Annotated in this window: 21 protein-coding genes; 10 read left to right on the forward strand and 11 right to left on the reverse strand. The window is 64.4% G+C overall.

Annotated features, from left to right (window positions below):
- Positions 1 to 27: 27 nt before the first annotated feature.
- Genes ACZY0R_RS38930 through ACZY0R_RS38950 form a run of 5 tightly spaced genes read left to right on the forward strand, consistent with a single transcriptional unit; the run spans position 28 to position 3,109 of the window.
- The gene (locus ACZY0R_RS38930) at positions 28 to 1,158 is read left to right on the forward strand and encodes an alkene reductase (RefSeq protein WP_488866594.1); all 1,131 of its coding nucleotides are present in this window, start codon (positions 28 to 30) and stop codon (positions 1,156 to 1,158) included.
- A gap of 21 nt (positions 1,159 to 1,179) precedes the next feature.
- Positions 1,180 to 2,139: a TIGR03571 family LLM class oxidoreductase gene (locus ACZY0R_RS38935; RefSeq protein WP_488866596.1), complete on the forward strand. Its 960-nt coding sequence runs from the start codon at positions 1,180 to 1,182 to the stop codon at positions 2,137 to 2,139.
- Between the two features lie 10 nt (positions 2,140 to 2,149).
- Entirely contained in the window at positions 2,150 to 2,278 is a 129-nt protein-coding gene (locus ACZY0R_RS38940) for a hypothetical protein (RefSeq protein ID WP_488866598.1), read from the forward strand.
- A gap of 21 nt (positions 2,279 to 2,299) precedes the next feature.
- Positions 2,300 to 2,500, forward strand: coding sequence for a hypothetical protein (locus tag ACZY0R_RS38945; protein ID WP_488866600.1), 201 nt, complete (start codon positions 2,300 to 2,302; stop codon positions 2,498 to 2,500).
- 33 nt (positions 2,501 to 2,533) lie between these two features.
- The gene (locus ACZY0R_RS38950) at positions 2,534 to 3,109 is read left to right on the forward strand and encodes an SDR family NAD(P)-dependent oxidoreductase (RefSeq protein ID WP_488866602.1); all 576 of its coding nucleotides are present in this window, start codon (positions 2,534 to 2,536) and stop codon (positions 3,107 to 3,109) included.
- A gap of 183 nt (positions 3,110 to 3,292) precedes the next feature.
- On the opposite strand, the gene ACZY0R_RS38955 is transcribed toward ACZY0R_RS38950, so the two are convergent.
- The 10 genes from ACZY0R_RS38955 to ACZY0R_RS39000 form a co-directional block, all read right to left on the reverse strand.
- Positions 3,293 to 3,991 (reverse strand): SDR family NAD(P)-dependent oxidoreductase, encoded by a 699-nt coding sequence (locus ACZY0R_RS38955; protein WP_488866604.1) that lies wholly within the window; start codon positions 3,989 to 3,991, stop codon positions 3,293 to 3,295.
- A gap of 37 nt (positions 3,992 to 4,028) precedes the next feature.
- Positions 4,029 to 4,745, reverse strand: a complete 717-nt coding sequence (locus ACZY0R_RS38960; RefSeq protein ID WP_488866606.1) for an ABC transporter ATP-binding protein — start codon at positions 4,743 to 4,745, stop codon at positions 4,029 to 4,031.
- Positions 4,726 to 5,460 (reverse strand): ABC transporter ATP-binding protein, encoded by a 735-nt coding sequence (locus ACZY0R_RS38965; protein ID WP_488866608.1) that lies wholly within the window; start codon positions 5,458 to 5,460, stop codon positions 4,726 to 4,728. Before ACZY0R_RS38965 ends, ACZY0R_RS38960 begins: the two co-directional genes overlap by 20 nt.
- Positions 5,457 to 6,497: a branched-chain amino acid ABC transporter permease gene (locus ACZY0R_RS38970; protein WP_488866610.1), complete on the reverse strand. Its 1,041-nt coding sequence runs from the start codon at positions 6,495 to 6,497 to the stop codon at positions 5,457 to 5,459. The genes ACZY0R_RS38965 and ACZY0R_RS38970 overlap by 4 nt, the downstream gene beginning before the upstream one ends.
- A gap of 13 nt (positions 6,498 to 6,510) precedes the next feature.
- The gene (locus ACZY0R_RS38975; protein ID WP_488866612.1) at positions 6,511 to 7,395 is read right to left on the reverse strand and encodes a branched-chain amino acid ABC transporter permease; all 885 of its coding nucleotides are present in this window, start codon (positions 7,393 to 7,395) and stop codon (positions 6,511 to 6,513) included.
- A 90-nt stretch (positions 7,396 to 7,485) separates the two neighbouring features.
- Positions 7,486 to 8,751, reverse strand: coding sequence for an ABC transporter substrate-binding protein (locus tag ACZY0R_RS38980; RefSeq protein ID WP_488866614.1), 1,266 nt, complete (start codon positions 8,749 to 8,751; stop codon positions 7,486 to 7,488).
- Between the two features lie 118 nt (positions 8,752 to 8,869).
- Positions 8,870 to 9,850, reverse strand: coding sequence for a transketolase family protein (locus tag ACZY0R_RS38985; protein WP_488866616.1), 981 nt, complete (start codon positions 9,848 to 9,850; stop codon positions 8,870 to 8,872).
- A gap of 1 nt (position 9,851) precedes the next feature.
- Entirely contained in the window at positions 9,852 to 10,742 is an 891-nt protein-coding gene (locus ACZY0R_RS38990) for a transketolase (RefSeq protein WP_488866618.1), read from the reverse strand.
- A gap of 102 nt (positions 10,743 to 10,844) precedes the next feature.
- On the reverse strand, positions 10,845 to 12,299 hold the full coding sequence (locus tag ACZY0R_RS38995; RefSeq protein ID WP_488866620.1) for an NAD-dependent succinate-semialdehyde dehydrogenase: 1,455 nt from the start codon (positions 12,297 to 12,299) through the stop codon (positions 10,845 to 10,847).
- Positions 12,300 to 12,355: 56 nt separating this feature from the next.
- Positions 12,356 to 13,450 (reverse strand): iron-containing alcohol dehydrogenase, encoded by a 1,095-nt coding sequence (locus ACZY0R_RS39000; protein ID WP_488866622.1) that lies wholly within the window; start codon positions 13,448 to 13,450, stop codon positions 12,356 to 12,358.
- Positions 13,451 to 13,639: 189 nt separating this feature from the next.
- Between ACZY0R_RS39000 and ACZY0R_RS39005 the strand changes: the two genes are divergently transcribed.
- The 4 genes from ACZY0R_RS39005 to ACZY0R_RS39020 all read left to right on the forward strand — a co-directional run bounded on the left by ACZY0R_RS39005 (position 13,640) and on the right by ACZY0R_RS39020 (position 16,266).
- Complete coding sequence (locus tag ACZY0R_RS39005; protein ID WP_488866624.1) at positions 13,640 to 14,485, forward strand: shikimate dehydrogenase family protein; 846 nt, start codon at positions 13,640 to 13,642, stop codon at positions 14,483 to 14,485.
- A gap of 67 nt (positions 14,486 to 14,552) precedes the next feature.
- The gene (locus ACZY0R_RS39010; protein WP_441627103.1) at positions 14,553 to 15,233 is read left to right on the forward strand and encodes a GntR family transcriptional regulator; all 681 of its coding nucleotides are present in this window, start codon (positions 14,553 to 14,555) and stop codon (positions 15,231 to 15,233) included.
- Between the two features lie 167 nt (positions 15,234 to 15,400).
- Positions 15,401 to 15,964 carry a hypothetical protein gene (locus ACZY0R_RS39015; RefSeq protein WP_488866626.1) on the forward strand — a complete coding sequence of 188 codons (564 nt, stop codon included), beginning with the start codon at positions 15,401 to 15,403 and terminating at the stop codon, positions 15,962 to 15,964.
- An 8-nt stretch (positions 15,965 to 15,972) separates the two neighbouring features.
- The gene (locus tag ACZY0R_RS39020) at positions 15,973 to 16,266 is read left to right on the forward strand and encodes a putative quinol monooxygenase (RefSeq protein WP_488866628.1); all 294 of its coding nucleotides are present in this window, start codon (positions 15,973 to 15,975) and stop codon (positions 16,264 to 16,266) included.
- A 60-nt stretch (positions 16,267 to 16,326) separates the two neighbouring features.
- On the opposite strand, the gene ACZY0R_RS39025 is transcribed toward ACZY0R_RS39020, so the two are convergent.
- Positions 16,327 to 17,241: a LysR family transcriptional regulator gene (locus ACZY0R_RS39025; RefSeq protein ID WP_488866630.1), complete on the reverse strand. Its 915-nt coding sequence runs from the start codon at positions 17,239 to 17,241 to the stop codon at positions 16,327 to 16,329.
- A 136-nt stretch (positions 17,242 to 17,377) separates the two neighbouring features.
- Between ACZY0R_RS39025 and ACZY0R_RS39030 the strand changes: the two genes are divergently transcribed.
- A complete protein-coding gene (locus ACZY0R_RS39030) occupies positions 17,378 to 18,166 on the forward strand; it encodes an SDR family NAD(P)-dependent oxidoreductase (protein ID WP_488866632.1) in 789 nt (262 codons plus the stop codon).
- The last annotated feature ends 218 nt before the right edge of the window (positions 18,167 to 18,384 follow it).

The raw sequence follows: 18,384 nt of genomic DNA on the forward strand, positions 1-18,384 counted from the left end.
CTGACCTTTCCTACGTGCGAGAGAACCATGCTTTTCACTCCCTACCGCCTCGGCAACATCGAGATGCCCAACCGCATCGTCATGCCTCCCATGACCCGCTCGCGGGCCGGCGCCGGCGACGTCGCCACCGACCTGATGGCCGAGTACTACAGCCAGCGCGCTAGCGCAGGCTCGATCATTTCCGAAGGCACGCAGATCAGCCGGCAAGGCCAGGGTTATGCCTGGACCCCCGGCATCTACAGCACGGAGCAGGTGCGCGGCTGGCGCAAGGTCACCGACACGGTGCATGCCGCCGGCGGCAGAATGTTCGCGCAGATCTGGCATGTGGGCCGGGTTTCGCACACGTCACTGCAGCCGGACAACGCCGCGCCGGTTTCGTCATCGGCGCTGGTGGCGGATGGCGTCAAGGTATTCATCGATCCCGAGGGACGCGGCCCGCAAGCCGGCGTCGGCGAGATGATCCAGCATTCCACGCCGCGCGCGCTTGCCGTCGACGAAATCCGGCGCATCGTCGCGGACTACGCCAAGGCCGCGCGCAACGCTTTGGATGCTGGATTCGACGGCGTTGAGCTGCATGGCGCCAATGGTTACCTGATCAACCAGTTCATCGATTCGCAAGCCAATGCCCGCGATGACGAATACGGTGGCTCGCTGTCCAATCGGCTGCGCTTCCTCAAGGAAGTGGCCCAGGCCGTGGCCGACGTGGTTGGAAAGGAGCGCATCGGTGTGCGCCTGGCGCCGTTGACCACCCTGCAGGGCGCGGTCGACGATACACCGGAAGCCACCTACCTTGCCGCTGCGCATGCGCTCGGGCAGATCGGTGTTGGCTATATTCATATCGCCGAGGCGGACTGGGAAGATGCCCCGGTGATGCCGGCGGCGTTCAAGGAAGCGTTGCGCGCCATCTATCCGGGCACGCTGATCTATTCCGGCAACTACACCCTGGCGCGTGCGGAGCAGGCGCTGGCCAAGGGCTGGGCAGACCTGATCGGCTTCGGCCGTGCATTTGTTGCCAACCCGGACCTGCCCTACCGCCTGCAGCACAAGCTGCCGCTCAGCGTAGGCGACCGCTCCAAGTACTTTGGGGGTGCCGCCGCCGGCTATACAGACTACCCGCTCCACACCGGCACCTCGCTCGAAACCAAGGCCGCCGCATAGGCCGGCACACAAGGAATCGCCATGCCATCAGCATTGGAAAAACTGACCGCCGGCGGCTTCAGCGTCGGCGTCGAATTGCCGCTGGACAATGACTGGTCGCCCGCCGGCGACCTTGCGCGCCGCCAGGCCGGCCGCCTGCCCGGGGAGCCGGACCTGATCCGGCACGGCGAGCTGGCCAGGTTGGCAGATCAACTCGGTTTTCGCGCGCTGTGGGTGCGGGACGTACCGCTCTATGACCCGCAGTTCGGTGACGCCGCGCAGGTCTTCGAAACCTTCAGCTACCTGGGCTACCTGGCGGGCGTGACCGAGCGCATCCTGCTCGGCACGGCCGCGGTGGTGCTGCCGCTGCGCGAACCGGTGCTGACGCTGAAATCCGCCGCCACGGTAGATCATCTCAGCAACGGCAGGCTACTGCTCGGCGTGGCCAGCGGCGATCGCCCCATCGAATACCCGGTCTTCGGCCGCGACTTCGAACACCGCGGCGAGGCCTTCCGCAAGCAGGTAGCGCTGTTGCGCGACGCGGGCGCGGCCGAGTTGCCCGCTGGCATCAAGGTATTGCCGCGCCTGCATAAGCCATTGCCCTTGTTGGTGGCAGGGCTGGCCCAGCAGACCCCGCCCTGGGTAGGTGAGCATATGGACGGGTGGCTTGCCTATCCCGGCACGCCGGAAGACCACACGCGCCGCAGCGTGCTCTGGCGCAGCGTGGCCGGCGCGAAGCCTTACATCAGCTTTATCCACCTTGACTTGCTGGACGATGCGAACGCGCCGCTGCAGCGCCAGCGCTTTGGCGCGGCAGTTGGCCGCAACGGCCTGATTGCCGAGCTCCATGCCATGCGCGAAGCCGGCGCCGGGCATATCGGCCTGCACTTCCGCCGCAGCCACCGGCCGGTGCGGGAAGTCATGGAGGAAATCGCGGCGCATGTACTGCCGCACTTTCACGACGAGGCGCGCATCGCCAATGCTCAGCCTGAAACCGCCTGAGGAGCCCCAGATGCATCAACCTACCGAAAGCTTTGCCGAATACACCTGCCTGCGTGCCGAATGCCTGTTGCCGGTGCCCGAGGACGTGAGCGACGAACTCGCCGCCAGCCTGCCCTGTCCTGGGCTGACCGCCTGGTAAGCGCTGCAAAAGGTGCCCGACGTGCCGTGGCGCGACGTTCTGGTGAGCGGCGCGGGCGGCAGCGTTGGCTCGATCCTCGTCCAGTTGGCGCTCGCGCGTGGCTGGCGGGTCTGGGTCGCCGCCTCGACGAGGCATCGCGCCCGGCTCACCGCCCTGGGCGTGGCCGGCACCTTTGACTACCGCGAGCCAGGCTGGCCGGTGCGTCCAGCGGCATTGGATTAGCAATAGCCCAGGGCTTCGCCGCGCTCGGATAGCATGCTTGGGCCAATCCGATTCGAACAGCTCGATGTTCGCGACGCGGGAGCCATCCAGGCATTCGCAAGGGGCCGGGACCGGCTTGATGTCCTGGTGAATGCTGCAGGTGTCGCACGTCCCTTCGAGGAGTATCGCGACGTTGTGTTTTGCGACGTGCTGGACGTGAACCTCACCAGTGCAATGCATCTTTCGACGGCCGTCCGGCCACTTCTGGAACAGTCGGGCGGATCGATCATCAGTATCGCGTCAATGCTGAGCTATCTCGCCGATGGCGATGTGCCCGCTTACTGCGCGAGCAAGACCGGGATAGTCGGCCTCACGCGATCGCTCGCGCATGCATTTGGCGGCGCCGGCGTTCGCGTCAATGCGATCGCGCCTAGCTATCACCGGACGAACATGACGCGTGTCTTCTGGGAAACACCAGAGACTGCCGAGCGCATCTCCACGCGTAGTGCGTTGAAGCGGTGGGGCGAGGTGGACGATCTCGTCGGAGCCGCGTTGTTCTTGTCGTCCCCCGCCGCGGCATTCGTTACCGGCGTTACGCTTCCGGTCGACGGCGGCTACGTGTCGGGATGAGATCCCGGCATTCTTCAGAATTGCGGGCTTTCACAGCCTGTCATCGGGTCACTAGGTAAATTGGTACCGGTGAAGATCGTCGTCCAGTCGCGTCACGTCAGTACCTGGACGCCTCTACTGCACACGAAATCGAGTCCGATACAACGACAGCCGGCTGCGGCCGGCTGTCGTCGAGCACCACAATCAGGCGATGCCGAATCCTCCGTCCACAGGCAGAATCACCCCCGTCACATATTGCGCGTCTTCCGAGCACAAGAACCGCGTCACGCGCGCCACATCGCCAGGCGTGCCCCAGCGGCGCATCGGCAGCCGCGCCATGATGGCGGCGCTGCGCTCAGGGTTGTCGAGCGCACCGGCCGACAGCCGCGTGCGGATCCAGCCCGGTGCGACCGCGTTCACCCGGACGCCGTGCGGCGCGAGGGCCACAGCATACGAGCGTGTCAAGCCGAGAATGCCGGCCTTGCTCGCGGCATAGGCCGGGTTGTTCGCCGACCCGAAGTAGCTCCACATCGAGGCAATATTCACCACCGCCCCGTGGGCACGCACCAGGCGCTCCTGCAGCACGCTGGTCAGGATCTGCGACCCGTTCAGATTGACATCGACGACGGCTCGAAAGCCCTCTGGCGTGAACTCCTTGCCCTCGTGCCGGATGATGCCGGCGGCATTGACCAGCACCGATACGTCATCCAGATCTTCCGTCACCGCCCGGACAGCGTCAACCGAGGTCACGTCGAGCTTGCGGTAGGTCAGCGCGTCAGGCAGGTCCGGATCGGCATCCATGCCAAGGCAGACGACCCGCATGCCTGCCGCGTTGAGTTCCTCGGCAATGGCCCTGCCGATGCCTGTTCCACCGCCCGTCACCACTGCAACACGTTGCTCCATACTAAATGGCTCCTTTCCAGTTTTCAGATCACTTCGGCTAGACGCCGAGATAAGTTGCGCGCAACTGCGGGTTGGCTAGCAGATCCCTGCCCGTTCCCGCCAGCGCGATCGTGCCACTTTCAATCACATAGCCGTAGTCCGCCATATCCAGCACCTGGTTGACGTTCTGCTCGATAACCAGGATCGACAGGTCCCGCTCCTTCAGACGGCGGATGCTGTCAAACAACCGGTCGACCATGATCGGGGCCAGCCCCAGCGATGGCTCATCGAGGGCCAGCACACGGGGGATCGCCATCAGCGCGCGCCCAACGGCCAGCATCTGCTGCTGCCCGCCCGACAAGGTGGAGGCCGCCAGCTTCTGTCGCTCCTCCAGGATCGGGAACAGCTCGAACACCTCGCGCAGGGTCTGCGCGCGTCGTTGGCGCGCGCGCGCGTTGCTAGCGCCGATCAGCAGGTTCTCCAGAATCGACATGCCGAGGAACAACTGCTTGCCTTCCGGCGACTGGACAAAGCCTTCCGTTACTACTTGATGCGGCGCAAGGCCGTCGAGATACTTGCCGTTCAAGCGCACCGTGCCGCGCTTGCGGCGTAACAGGCCAGACACCGTGCGCAGGAAGGTAGTCTTGCCCGCCCCGTTGGCGCCGATCAGCGCGGTAATTGAGCGCGGCGCAAGCGACAGGCTCACGCCACGCAGGACCTGCTGCTCACCGTAGCCCGACCAGATATCGCTGACTTCAAGCACTGGTGCTGACATAGCCCTCTCCAAAATAGGCCTTGAGTACCTGAGGCATCTTCACGACCTCCGACGGCACGCCGTCAGCGATCAGGCGCCCCTGCTCCATCACAATGACGCGATCCGACAAACCCATGATGACCTTCATCACGTGCTCTACGATCAGTACCGTGATGCCCCTGTCCCGCACTTTCCGGACCAGTTCCACCATCTCTCCGGCTTCGCTCGGTGTCGCCCCCGCGACGACCTCGTCCATCAGAAGCAGGCGTGGCTTGGTAGCCAGCGCCCGGCCGAGTTCGAGCTTGCGCTTGTCGAAAGCCGTCAGGTCGTTGGCATCGGTGTCCGCGCGCTGGGCGAGGCCAAGGAACTCCAGACAGTTGTAGGCCTCGTCGCGCACCTTGGCGCGCGAACCGCCGCGAGCGAATCCGCCAACCATGACGTTCTCCAGCGCGGTCAGTCCGCCGAACGGCTTTGAGAGCTGAAAGGTTCGCGCAATGCCGCTGGCGCAGATCTGGTGTGGCTCGCGCCCGCGAATTTGCTCGCCGGCAAACAGAATCTCACCTTCGTCGGCCTTGATGAAGCCGGCGATCAAATTGAATGCCGTTGTCTTTCCCGCACCATTCGGGCCCAACAGGCCCAGGATCTCGCCCCCGCCCACGGTGAATGAAAGCTGATTCACCGCCTGAAGACCGCCAAATCGCTTGCCGATGGATTTCACTTCCAGGATATTTTTCATTGCGCCCTCTCCCCATCAGGCCTTGCGCGCGGCGGTAGCTCAACCGCGAGACGCCGCTTGACACGCCGTTGCAGCAATCGATCGAGCGGTCCGATAATCCCTTTGGGAAAGTAGAGCACCGCTCCGATAAGCACCAGCCCATAGATCACCAGATGCAGGCCGAGGAAGCGACCCGCGAAATAGGTTCGCGTGAACTCTGCGATCGGATGCAGCACGAAGGCGCCGATCACCGGACCGATGATGGTCCCCTGCCCGCCGACGATCGCCATGATGGCGGCATCGATCGACAAGTCGAGACCCATGTTCCGCTCTGGGTTGATGTAGCGGAAGAACTGCGCATAGAACGCGCCACCGAGTCCGGTCATGAAGGCACTGATCGCCAGCGCGATCAGCGGGTACTTGGTGGTGCTCACCCCGACTGCCTGCGCTGCGGCTTCGTCGCCTCGAATCGCCTTGAGGTAGTAGCCCAGACGCGAGCGTTCCAGCACAAACGTGGCCAACAACATCACGACCAGCATGGCAAGGATGATGTAGTAGTAAGGCACCTTGCCGTCGAACTGGAAGACCGTCCAGCCGCCGGCCGATGGCGGGATCACCAAGCCTTGCGCGCCCTTGAGCGGTATGCCGAGAAACTCATCGGTGTTTTCGATCCAGATGCGGACGATCTCGGCAAAGGCGATCGTCGTCAGCGTGAAGTACGGTCCCTTGAGCTTGAAGGTCGGATACCCGATGCACAGGGACAGCAGCGCGGCGGCCATGCCGCCAGCCACCATGCCCAGCCACGGCGACAAGCCCAGCCCCGTGAACAGCAGCACGGTGACATAGCCGGCGCCGCCGGCAAACACCGAATGCCCGAGCGAGAGCTGCCCGACATAGCCGCACACAAAGTTCCATGCCGACGCCATGTAGGCGAAGTACAGCACCATGATGAGCGAGTGCAGCGCATAGCTGTCCGTGACGAACAGGGGCAGCACAACGCCCGCGCACAGCAGCGGCAGGCCTAGCACCAGGTTGATATTCGTCCTTGATGATTTCATACGGAGGCCCTCCTCATTTGCGGCCTAGCAGGCCGTTTGGCCGGACCAGCAGGACAACGATGAACAGGCAGAACGAGAACACCGATGCCGATGTAGCGGTCACGAACTGCGAAGCGACTGACTCGAATACGCCCAGCACCAGGCCGCCGAGCAAGGAACCGGGAATCGATCCGATGCCGCCGAGCACCACCACCAGGAAGGACTTGATGCCAAAGCCCAGCCCCGTGGTGGGCGAGACCGGAAGGAACGGCACCAGCAGCGCGCCGAACAGGCCGAGGATGCCGGCACCGATGCCGAACGTCACGTTGTACACACGCCCGACGTTGATGCCAGACAGCGCCGCGGCCTCGCGGTTTTGCGCGGTGGCGCGGATCTTCCGGCCGGTGTCGGTGAAGCGCAGCCAGTAGGCCAGCCCGCCGGACACGCCAACCGCCGCCACGCAGGCAATCAGGCGCGGGACATTGACGGGCAGCCCGCCGATGTCGATCGAGCCGCTCAGCACGTCGGTGATCACCGTGCGCACATCGGGGCCGAAGCCCATCAGGATCGCGTTGTCGATGACGAGGAACACGCCCGTCGTCAGCAGCAATGCGCCGAGCGGCTCGACGACCATGGTGGTCTCCCGCCGGAACAGGGGCGAGATGACGACGGCCTGCGTGAAATAGCCAAACAGGAACAACAAGGGCACCGTCAGCAAGGCTGTGGCATACGGATGAATGCCAAAGACCGACCAGATCAGGTAACTGAGATACATGGCGAGCATCAGGAAGGAGCCATGCGCGAAGTTGATCACCCTCAGCACGCCGAAGATGAGACTCAGGCCCAGCGCGATGCCGCCATAGATCCCGCCGAGCAATACGCCGTTGACCACGGCGTAAGCCAGAATGATTGGGTCCATATACCTACCTCGGTTGGGCACGGCCGGCTCGCGCCGCCGTGCGGGAAATGACGATCCGGCAACCGTGCCGGATCATGCGGCTGCCGCCGCTTAGCGCGCGCCGGGCGCCGGCAGCGGCCACACCGGCTTGACGCCGGCCAGCCGGTTGTCCGCCGGCCACACCGTGCGGCGCTCGCCGTTCAGGTTCTGCGAGATCACGCCGTGGGCAAAGGTGTTCTGGCCCTGGCTGTCGAACTGGATGCGCTGGTAGCCGGTGACCAGCGCGGGGCCACTGGAGATATCCGTCGAGGCCAGTGCGTTGCGCACTTTCTCGCGGTCGACCGAGGCGGCGCGCTCCAGCGCGTCCTTGACTATGTACAGGTTGGACACGCCCTGGGCACCATACGAGTTCATGCCATAGCCGATTGCCGCCTTGAACTTCGCGTCCGCGTCGATGACCACCGGATCCTTGACGGCCTTCATGATGTCGACCTGGAAGTCATCCTGCACGAACATGTACTCGACGGCCTTGGGTGACACCGCCTTGTAGAAGTTCGGGTCCTCCGAGCCACCGCCCACCGAATGGACGCCGTAGGGCAGGTACAGGCGGCTCTCGGCCAGCTGGCGCGTGAACAGGATGTGGTCCGGCGTGTAGGCAACCACGATCAGCGCATCGGGCTTGGCGCTGCGGATCTTGAGCAACTGCGCGGACAGGTCGGTCTGGTTGGGTGGATACGATTCGTCCATCGCGATGGCGTAGCCGCGCTCCTTCGCCAGTTTCTTGATATTGGCGGCGTGCGAGCGGCCCCAATCAGTGCCTTCATAGAACAGTCCTAGCGTCTTGGGGCCCTTGCCGGTCTCCTTCTTGAGCAGCTCCAGCGCATCGATCTGCTCGCGCGCGTCGTAGATGGCCTTGTTGTTCGGGCGGAAGACATACTTGAAGCCACGTTCGGTGATCTCGTCCTTGACCGCGCCGGTGACCAGCCACGACACCTTGTAGCGCTCCGCCACCTCGGACGCCGGGAAGGTCACCGCGCTGTTGTACGCGCCGACGATCAGGGGCACGTTCTCGCGCTGGATGAGGCGCTCGGTTTCCGCCACACCCACGTCGGGCTTGGACTGGCTGTCGGCAAAGATCAGCTTGAGCCTGGCGCCGCCAAGCGAGCGGATGCCGCCCGCCTTGTTGATCTGCTCGGCGGCGATCTCCGCGCCGAGCTTGGTCTGGTTGCCAATGGTGGCCGCGCCGCCGGACAGCGGCAGCACGAAGCCGATGGGGACTTCCTTTACCTGGGCGAATGCCGCGCTGCACGCCAGGGTGGCGCCGATGCCGGCGGCCAGCAGGTATGCTAGCCGGGTCTTTGAAATAAGATTGCGCATACTGTCTCCTGAGTCGGGTCGACTCTGTCTTGTTTTGAAAAGCTGCTTGCGCCTGTGCAGGTTGGCCGCCCTCTTCCGCAAGCGGCAGAGGGCAGCCAACCCGCACAGGCCGCACCCGCTACGAAGCGATGGCTTGCGCCGCCAGTTGCTCGATGCCGTCGGCATCGAGCTTGTAGTGCTTGTAGAGATGCGTGGGCGGCGCGATCAGGCTGTACTCGTCGAGGATGCCGTGCCGCACCAGGCGCACGCCGGCGCCCACATCCGTCAGCACCTCGGCCACGGCACCGCCGAGGCCGCCCAGCACGTTGTGCTCTTCCACGGTCATCAGCACGCGTGAGCGCGCAGCCGCACGCAGCACGGCCTCGCGGTCCAGCGGCTTGACGGTTGCCATGTCGATCATCCCCACCGAATGGCCTGCGGCGTTGAGCCGCTTTGCGGCTTCGAGCGCCGGATGCACGCTGGAGCCGGTGGCGATCAGCGTCATCTCCTCGCCCTGCAAGTGCTCGATGGCCTTGCCGAATTCGAACTCGGTGCCTTCTTCATAGACAGAGGGCTCGCGGCCCCGGCCGATGCGGAAGTAGATCGGCTTCGCGTGCCCTGCGGATGCCTTGATGGCCGCGCGCAATTGCGGGCCGTCGGCCGGCGCCACCACGGTGAGGTCGGCGATGGAGCGCATGATGGCCAGGTCCTCGGTGGCATGGTGCGACGTGCCGTAGAAGCCCAGCGAGATGCCCGCGTGATGGCCGATCAGCCGCACCGGCAGGCCGGAATAGGCCACGTCCATGCGGATCTGCTCGCAGCACAACAGCGCGAGGAAGGACGCGAAGGTGGCGACGAACGGCGTATAGCCCACGCTTGCCATGCCGGCGGCCGCCGTCACCATGTTCTGCTCGGAAATGCCGAACTGGATATAGCGCTCGGGGAAGCGTTGCGCGAAACGCGCAAGGCCGTTGGAGTACTGCAGGTCGGCCGATCCCGCGAGCACAGGCGCGCCGGTGTCGACCAGGTCGATCAGGCCGTCGGACAGGTAGCTCAGGCCCGGCGTGATGGCGTTCAGGCCCCGGTACTGCCAGGAGTCCTTGGAAAGTGGCTGGTTCATGCTATCGATCCTTTGAGAGAATTTCTTCGACGGCGCGCTGCGCATCGTCGGGCGCGAGATAGCCGAGGTGCCATCCGGGCTCGGTCTCCATATAGGAGACGCCCTTGCCCTTGACCGTCTTGGCAATCACGCAAACCGGCGTGGTGCGGCCATCGTCGGCGCGCAGCTGGCGTAGCAAGGCGGTCAGGGCCGCAACATCATGGCCATCCACCACGTGAACTTCCCAGCCGAACGCGCGCCATTTGGCGTCGAGCGGCTCGATGCCCATCACCTCGTCCACGGCGCCGTCGAGCTGGTAGCCGTTGCGGTCGACGATGGCCACCAGGCGGTTGGCGCGGTGGTGCGCGGCGGACATCGCCGCCTCCCACACCTGCCCTTCCTGCATCTCGCCGTCGCCCAGCATGACGAAGGTGGTGAAATCCAGTCCCGCGTGCCGGCCCGCCAGCGCCATGCCCAGCCCGGCCGATAGCGCGTGCCCGATGGAGCCCGAGCTGAAGTCGATGCCCGGTACCTTGCGCATGTCCGGGTGATCGCCCAGCGGGCTGCCCAGGCGGGTGTACTCATCCAGCCAGGCCTTGGGGAAGAAATCCAGGTCGGCCAGGATCGGGAACAAGCCCACCGCCGCATGCCCCTTGCCCATCAGGAAGCGATCCCGCATCGGCCAGCCGGGCTCGCCACGGCGCAGCTGCATGACGTCGTAGTAGAGCGCGGCGAACGTTTCGGCCGCCGAGAACACCGAGGTGTAGTGGCCGGTCTTGGCGATCTCGATCAGCCGGATGGTCTCCAGGCGGACGAAGGTGGCGCGCTCCTTGAGCAGCGCGACCTGTTCCGCGCTGGGCGCGAGCGCGCTGGCGGAAGCAGTCGGCATGGCCGTTGCAACGGCGTGGTTCATCGGGCGTCTCCTACTGTTTTTGATGCATGATATATCATACATTCTTTCGTGAAATACAGGAAATCCATTGCTTCGCTCCTCTTGTCCTTTCGACTTGAATACTTAGATGCCGCCCATGCACATGTACTTGGGTTCCAGGTAGTCCTCGATGCCCTGGCGGGCACCTTCCCGACCCAGTCCCGATTCCTTGACGCCGCCGAAGGGCGCGACGGCGGTGGAGATCAAGCCTTCGTTGATGCCGACCATGCCGCATTCCAGCGCCTCGGCAATGCGCCACACGCGGCGCAAGTCACGCGTATAGAAATACCCGGCAAGGCCATACGGCGTGTCGTTGGCCATCCGCACTACTTCCTCGTCCGACGTGAAGCGCAGCAGCGGCGCCACCGGGCCGAAGATCTCCTCGCGTCCCAGTTGCATCGACGGCGTTACCTCGCCAACCACGGTCGGCGCATAGAACGCGCTGCCCGCATCCTGCCGCTGGCCACCGGCCAGCACGCGGGCCCCTAGCTCCACCGCGTCCGTTACCATCTCGTGCACGCGGCTGGCAGCGCGCGCGTTGATGAGTGGCCCCATGGTGATGCCGGACCCGCTGCCGTCGCCCACCTTCAGGGCAGCCACGGCGTCGCAAAGCCGACGCGCGAATTCGTCGTAGACGGCGGCGTGCACGAACATGCGGTTGGCACAGACGCAGGTCTGCCCCGCGTTGCGGTACTTGGACACCATCGCCCCACGTACCGCCGCGTCCAGGTCGGCGTCTTCGAACACGATGAACGGCGCATTGCCGCCGAGCTCGAGGGACAGCTTCTTGATATTGGCGGCGGACTGCACCATCAGCAGCCGGCCGACGCGAGTGGAGCCGGTGAACGACAGCTTGCGCACGGCGGGACTCTGCGCCAGCACCGCGCCAATGACCGCGGCGCGCGCGCTGGTCACCACGTTGAAGACCCCGCGCGGAATGCCCGCACGGTGGGCCAGTTCGGCCAGCGCCAGCGCGCACAGCGGCGTCTCGGAGGCGGGCTTGAGCACCACTGTGCAGCCCGCCGCCAGCGCTGGCGCGACTTTGCGCGTGGCCATCGCCACCGGGAAGTTCCATGGCGTGAGCGCCGCGACCACGCCTACCGGCTGCTTGATGACCATCAGCCGGCGGTCACCGGCCGGCGCAGGAATCAGTTCGCCGTAGGTCCGCGTGGCTTCTTCCGCGAACCACTCCACGAATGACGCACCGTAGACCACCTCGCTCTCGGCTTCGGCCAGCGGCTTGCCCTGCTCAGCCGTCATCAGCGCCGCAAGATCGGCCTGGTGCAATCGGATCAGGTCGTACCAGCGGCGCAGGCCGTCGGCCCGGTGCTTGGCCGTGGTGGCACGCCAGGACGCAAGCGCCTGCTCCGCAGCGGCAATCGCGCGCCGGGTTTCGGCTTCGCCCATGTCGGGCACCTCGGCAATCACCGCGCCGCAGGCCGGATTGGCAACCGCGAAGCGCGCGCCGTCGTCGGCCTGGGTCCATTCGCCATCGATGTACGCCTGCGTGCGCATCAATGCCGCATCGTTCAACTTCATGTCGTCTCCAGCTTGTTATGGGCTTGTTATAGGCTTGCCGTGGGCTTGCCGTGGGCTTACCGTAGTGTCGCAAGCGCGCGGGCTTCCACTACCTGCATCGCATCCGCGATATCGGCAGCACTCAGCTCGCGCGAGAAATTCTTCATGTGGGGCGCAGCCAGTGACAGCTCCGCCGCGGCCTCGAGTTCCTCACGCGTGGCGTCGCCAAGCCCAAGTCCGCTCAGGCTGAGCGGCAGCCCGATTTGCCGGTAGAGCGCCTCGATTTCCGCACGGGCACCATCCGTGCGCTGCTCCAGTTCTAGCTGGACCAGCAGGCCATAGGCCACCTGCAAGCCGTGCGCTGCGCGCCTGGCCTCGCGCAGCGTGGACAACCCGCGCGTCAACGCATGCGCAATCGACAGGCCACCGCTTTCAAAACCCAGCCCAGACATCAGGATGGTAGCTTCCACCACGCGCTCGAACGCCGCATCCGGCTGGCCCGTTCCCGCGACGGCCAGCGCGCCCTGCGCATCCGCCACCAGCACGCGGTGGCATTCCCGCGCCAGCGCTTGCGCCGACAGCAAGGACCGGGTGCCGAACATGTTCCGGCCCTGCGGGGCGGCCGCGCATTGCGCGGCCTCGAAGGATTTGGAGATCGCGTCGCCAATGCCGGCCAGCAGCATCTGCGCGGGCGCCTGCGAGATCAGCGCGGTGTCGGCAATCACGCAAACGGGGCTATAGGGCAGATGCCTGACCGCCAGCAGCCGGTGCTGTTCGTCGTACAGGACATAGTTCTTGCTGGTGGGCGCATCGTTGGACGCCACCGTGGGCACCGTGATGACCGGCGCCTGGTAATGATCCGCAAGCGCCTTGCCCGCATCGATGCTGCGCCCGCCACCCGCGGCGATGATCACGGCCGGCGCGGTGCCGCCCAGTTCGTCGACCAGCCGGGCGACCAGTTGCGGGGTCAGCCCTTCGTCAAAGCCGACGCTGCGCAGCGCGACCGACGCGGCACTGCATAGCCGCCCGACCCGCTCGCCAATCATGGCCATCACCATGCTGTCCGCGACCAGCACGGCGTCACGGCCAAGCCGGGCGACGTGTTCGCCCAGCAGATCCAATGTCCCCGCACCCTGGACATAGCGTCCGGGCGAGCCAAATACTGCTTGCACGTTCTCTCCTCCGTCGATGGCGCTGGTTCGCCGCCGGTTCGCGTATCGAACCCGATTCCGCTGCGCCTTTCCAATACATCATATAGGATATATCCTACATCATTATCGGTGCCTGGCAAGAAGGTTTTTTGCCGGGGCCTTGTTTGCAGTCCTTTTTGATCCTTCTTGATTCTTCCGGAGCACCCAACAATGTCAGAGACAAGCAGCTTGCCCGTGGCGCCCATCGACGGCCGCACCCGCATCGTCGTGATCCTCGCCTACCCCACCCACCACGTGCGAACGCCCACCTTCTTCAACGCCCGCGTGGCGGCGCTGGGGCTGAACGCCGTGCTCGTGCCATGGAAGGTCTCGCCGGCGCAACTGCCCGCAGCGCTAGAGGGACTGCGCCTGGTGGAAAACCTGGCCGGCGTGATCGTCACCGTGCCGCACAAGCAGCAGATGGCGGCGCTGTGCGATGGGCTCGAAGGTATCGCGGCGAATCTCGGCGTGTGCAATGTCGCGCGCCGCACACCCGACGGCTGCTTTATCGGCCGCATGTACGACGGCGTGGGATTCGTGACGGGCCTGCGCGACCAGGGGATCGACCCGGCCGGCAAGCGCGCCTTGCTGCTGGGCGCGGGCGGCGCCGCGACGGCGGTCGCCGCCGCCCTGCTCGATGCAGGCGTGCGGCAGCTGACCATCGTCAACCGCACGCGGGACAAGGCTGACTTGCTGGTGGCGCAATTGAAAGCCAAGCGGCCCGATGCGGCTGTCGGCTCCGCGGAAGGCGCGGCCGGGCAATGGGATCTGATTGTCAACGGGACTTCTCTCGGCCTGAAACCCGAGGATCCGCTGCCGCTGGACCCCGTCCTGCTTGATGCGAGCAGCCTCGTGGCCGAGGTCATCATGCAGCCGGCGGAGACCGCCCTCCTGCTGGAGGCAAAGGCGCGCGGATGCCGGATCCACCGGGGCGAGCATATGGTGACAGCGCAGATCGACCTGCTGGTGGATTACCTTCTGGGCCAGCCGCCGGAGCCGGAACGCGTCATGCCATGACGGACAGGGCAGCATTGCATATCATATATGATGTGCCCCTGAACACCATTTATCGAGACTAGACGTTATGAAAGAACTCGCGCGCGTGGAGAAGAGCAATCTGTCGTCACGCGTCTATGACCAGATCCGATCCGCACTGATGAGCGGCAAGTACGTGCCGGGCGAGCGATTGCGCGTGGCGGAGCTGGCCGAATCGATGGGAACAAGCACCACCCCCGTGCGCGAGGCGATCTTCCGGCTGGTAAGCGAGCAGGCCCTGACCATGACGGCTGCCACCTCCATCACCGTGCCCGAGCTGGATCCAGGCACCGTCGCGGAGATCCAGCTGATGCGCACGCTGCTGGAAGGCGCGGCCGCCGAGGCGGCCGCGGCGCGCATCACGCCGCAGGAGATTGCCCGCCTGCGCAAGACGCATGAAGCCTTTATCAAGGCCGTGGCGACCAGCCCGCGCGAGGCGGCCAGCCAGAACCGCAAGTTCCACTTCGAGCTGCTCGCCGCATCGCACCTGCCCAACCTGTTCTCGGTCGTCGAGAGCATGTGGGTGCGCATGGGTCCTTTGCTGCATATCTTCCACACGGAGCTGCAGGCCAGCCGGGAAAGCCTGGAAGAGCATCCTCACTATCGCGTGCTCGATGGCCTTACCCGAGGTGACGCCAAGATAGCATCCGCAGCCATTCGCGACGATATCCAGTGGGGCAAGACGGTGCTGCTGGAGTGGATGGCATCGCGGGAGGAAGAACAGGTCTGACCGCCCCGGCGCCGGAAACTGCCTGATTGCACCTGGCCATCCCTGAATTTTTTTCCAGGTTGAAGTTCCATTGCACCCTCTAGTTGAGGGAGTCGCGCTCGCCAATACTATGTTCCAGGTTGTCGTTGAAGACAGTGTCTTCAACCAGGCCGTTCACAAGGAACATCATGGACACGATTCTCTCCGAGGCGCGCGCACCGCGCGCTAAAGCCATATTTGCCGCGAAGGCCACCTTGGCCTCCGCCTTCGCCGCTCTCCTCTTTTCGCTCGGTGCTGCGGATCCGGCGGATGCGGCCACCCCCGCCGCATCCGCTGCCCCGCTCCCTTCCCTGATCAATCCCGCCGGGCTCAAATGGGAGAAGACCATTCCCGCGCTGGGAAAGGACTCGCCCGAATACGCGATCCTGCATGTCGACCAGAAGACGGGACTGACGATGCTGATGTTCCGCACGCCCATCGCGGTGCATATCAAGCGCCACACGCATGATCTCGCGGAGTCCCATGTGATCCTGGTTGGCGGCACCCATGTGTTTGAATCCAGCGGCGTGCGCTACAACGTGGAAAACGGCGGGTTCTTCCGTGCGCCCGGCGGCGTGGAGCACGAGGCATGGCTGCCGGCGGGCTCGCAAACGCTCAACGTCCTGGAGAGCGGCTGGGTCGTGAACTGGCTGCATGGCGGCCCGTCTCCGGAAGACGCGAACCAGTACCCGCCCGCAGCGGCTCAGCGTTGAGGTGCCCCATGAAACATACCCTGACTATCATCGCTCACGCGCGGGCGAGGCCCGGCCTTGAAAACCGCATGATCGCCGAACAGATCAAGATGGTCGCGTCGGCCAACCAGCAGCCCGGCTGCCTCCGATACGAGCTACATGTATCGAACACCGAACCCGGCCTGGTGACCTTCGTCGAGCAATGGGCTTCGGCGGAACAATGGCGCAGCCATCTGGCGAGCGATTACATCCAGGCATTCCGCGAAGCCGCCGGCCACTGCATCGGCGAGTTCGAGCTGCATGAGATGCATCAGGTAGCCTGATTCTCCTGGCACCGCGGCGCTCCCGGGCAATGCCTCGGAGCGCCTGCGCCTTGCGCCATGCTAGCTGGCTGCAAAACGACGCAGTTCCGGCCCGGTCCGTTCCACCAGGAAATCGATGAACACCCGCACGCGCAGCGGCATATAGCGCTGGTTGCTGAAGATCGCATGGATCTCCTCCTTATCGTCCGGGTTGCATTCCCTCAGCAGCTCCACCAGGCGGCCCGCCTCGATATCCCTCGCCACGTGAAACAGGCCGAGGCGGCTGATGCCCATCCCATCCAGCGTCAGCTGGCGCATGGTCTCGCCATTGTTGGTCAGCATGTCGCCACGCATCGGCATATAGACGGTATGTCGATCGACCAGGAACGGCCACTCGTCCAGCGAACGCCTGAAGTTAAAGCCCAGGCACCGATGCCGCTGCAGGTCCTCCAGCGTTTGCGGGCGTCCGTGCGCCGCCACGTAAGCTGGAGACGCTACCACCGCGCGCCGGCTCTCGCCCAGCACACGCGCGCGGAAACTCGCATCGGCCAGTGGCCCCATGCGGATCGCCACGTCGATACGTTCGCGCTGCAGGTCGACCAGCGTATCGGTGAGCGAGATATCGAGCGCGATTTCCGGATAGCGCTGATGAAATTCGGGAACGAGGGGAATCAGGTGATGCGTGCCGAACGGAAATGACACATTGACGCGCAGGACGCCGTGCGGCGCTACCGTGCCCTGCGAAACGCCCTGCTCGGCTTCTTCTATGTCATTCAATATCCGAACGCAGCTGTCATAGAAGTGCTTTCCCTCATTGGTGATGACCAATTGCCGGGTGGAACGGCGCACCAATTGCACACCCAACCGCTCTTCGATCCTGCCAAGCAGCTTGCTCACGGCCGATGCAGTCAGGTCCAGCACCTTTCCCGCCGCTGAAAAACTGCCTGTTTCCATGATTTTCGTGAACACCAGCATCTCACCGCTGCGACTATCCATTTTCTGAATTACACGAATTGAATTCAACAATCATATTCCATTGCATGCCGTTATCAAAGGAGTCATGGCCCGCCATACTTCAATCTGAAATGGCAGGCATCGCTCTGCTGTCTTTATCAATATTTCGAGATACATCATGGATCTGAACCTGAAAGACAAGACCGCCCTGGTCAGCGCATCCACATCCGGCATCGGCCATGCCATCGCCGCACAATTGCTGGAGGACGGCGCGCGGGGCATCGTCAACGGGCGCAACGCCGCGAACGTCGAGCAAGTGGTAGGGGCGTTCAACGCGCGCTTTGGCGCCGGCCGCGCGCTGGCGCTTGTCGCGGAAATGAGCGTTGCAGGCAGCGAGAAACTGGCGGCCGAGGCGTTTCCCGAGATCGATATCCTGGTCAACAACATCGGCACCTACGCGCTCAGCGATTTCTTCAGCACGTCCGATGCAGACTGGCAACGCATCTTCGACGTCAATGTGTGGAGCGGTGTGCGCCTCGCCCGCACTTACATGAAGGGCATGCTCGATCGGAGCCACGGCCGCGTGATCTTCATCTCCAGCGAGGTCGCGCTCACGCCGATGGCGTCGATGGCGCACTACAGCGCCAGCAAGGCGACGCAACTCTCCATTTCGCGCAGTCTGGCCGAACTCACGAAAGGCACCGCCGTCACGGTGAACGCCGTGCTGCCGGGCCCCACCGAAACGGAAAGCCTCAAAGCCTTCATCGAGTCGGTGAACCCTGACTTGTCCTACGCCGACGCAGAGCGAAAGTTCATGCAGGAGAACCGCCCCTCCTCGCTGATCTATCGCCTCGCGAAACCGGCTGAAGTTGCCAACGTGGTCGCCTTTCTCGCCAGCGAGCGGGCCGCGGTGGTCAATGGCGCGGCGATCCGGGCCGAGGGAGGCACCGTGCAGACCATCGCCTGACCCAGCTAGCCACGCAAGCGCGATTCGTGCGCCTCGGGCAAGTATCTTCTGACTCCCGGCGGCTTACTCCCGCAGGCGGGAAGGCACGATACTGCAGCCCGTGCCGCCACTCCCGCCGCTGGCCTTGACCAGAGCCATGAAGACAACCCTAGACCCAACTTTGAGTTCACTGCGAACGTAAGGTGTTGATTCCACGCAGTTATGCGAGTGCGTAGCGA

Source organism: Cupriavidus sp. F041, from assembly GCF_057814235.1.

What these genes read in the sequence shown, in the direction of transcription:
- ACZY0R_RS38930 (WP_488866594.1), top strand. Translation starts at nt 28, where the DNA reads ATGCTTTTCACTCCCTACCGCCTCGGCAACATCGAGATGCCCAACCGC.
- ACZY0R_RS38935 (WP_488866596.1), top strand. Translation starts at nt 1,180, where the DNA reads ATGCCATCAGCATTGGAAAAACTGACCGCCGGCGGCTTCAGCGTCGGC.
- ACZY0R_RS38940 (WP_488866598.1), top strand. Translation starts at nt 2,150, where the DNA reads ATGCATCAACCTACCGAAAGCTTTGCCGAATACACCTGCCTGCGTGCC.
- ACZY0R_RS38950 (WP_488866602.1), top strand. Translation starts at nt 2,534, where the DNA reads ATGCTTGGGCCAATCCGATTCGAACAGCTCGATGTTCGCGACGCGGGA.
- ACZY0R_RS38955 (WP_488866604.1), bottom strand. Translation starts at nt 3,991, where the DNA reads ATGGAGCAACGTGTTGCAGTGGTGACGGGCGGTGGAACAGGCATCGGC.
- ACZY0R_RS38960 (WP_488866606.1), bottom strand. Translation starts at nt 4,745, where the DNA reads ATGTCAGCACCAGTGCTTGAAGTCAGCGATATCTGGTCGGGCTACGGT.
- ACZY0R_RS38965 (WP_488866608.1), bottom strand. Translation starts at nt 5,460, where the DNA reads ATGAAAAATATCCTGGAAGTGAAATCCATCGGCAAGCGATTTGGCGGT.
- ACZY0R_RS38970 (WP_488866610.1), bottom strand. Translation starts at nt 6,497, where the DNA reads ATGAAATCATCAAGGACGAATATCAACCTGGTGCTAGGCCTGCCGCTG.
- ACZY0R_RS38975 (WP_488866612.1), bottom strand. Translation starts at nt 7,395, where the DNA reads ATGGACCCAATCATTCTGGCTTACGCCGTGGTCAACGGCGTATTGCTC.
- ACZY0R_RS38980 (WP_488866614.1), bottom strand. Translation starts at nt 8,751, where the DNA reads ATGCGCAATCTTATTTCAAAGACCCGGCTAGCATACCTGCTGGCCGCC.
- ACZY0R_RS38985 (WP_488866616.1), bottom strand. Translation starts at nt 9,850, where the DNA reads ATGAACCAGCCACTTTCCAAGGACTCCTGGCAGTACCGGGGCCTGAAC.
- ACZY0R_RS38990 (WP_488866618.1), bottom strand. Translation starts at nt 10,742, where the DNA reads ATGAACCACGCCGTTGCAACGGCCATGCCGACTGCTTCCGCCAGCGCG.
- ACZY0R_RS38995 (WP_488866620.1), bottom strand. Translation starts at nt 12,299, where the DNA reads ATGAAGTTGAACGATGCGGCATTGATGCGCACGCAGGCGTACATCGAT.
- ACZY0R_RS39005 (WP_488866624.1), top strand. Translation starts at nt 13,640, where the DNA reads ATGTCAGAGACAAGCAGCTTGCCCGTGGCGCCCATCGACGGCCGCACC.
- ACZY0R_RS39010 (WP_441627103.1), top strand. Translation starts at nt 14,553, where the DNA reads ATGAAAGAACTCGCGCGCGTGGAGAAGAGCAATCTGTCGTCACGCGTC.
- ACZY0R_RS39015 (WP_488866626.1), top strand. Translation starts at nt 15,401, where the DNA reads ATGGACACGATTCTCTCCGAGGCGCGCGCACCGCGCGCTAAAGCCATA.
- ACZY0R_RS39020 (WP_488866628.1), top strand. Translation starts at nt 15,973, where the DNA reads ATGAAACATACCCTGACTATCATCGCTCACGCGCGGGCGAGGCCCGGC.
- ACZY0R_RS39025 (WP_488866630.1), bottom strand. Translation starts at nt 17,241, where the DNA reads ATGGATAGTCGCAGCGGTGAGATGCTGGTGTTCACGAAAATCATGGAA.
- ACZY0R_RS39030 (WP_488866632.1), top strand. Translation starts at nt 17,378, where the DNA reads ATGGATCTGAACCTGAAAGACAAGACCGCCCTGGTCAGCGCATCCACA.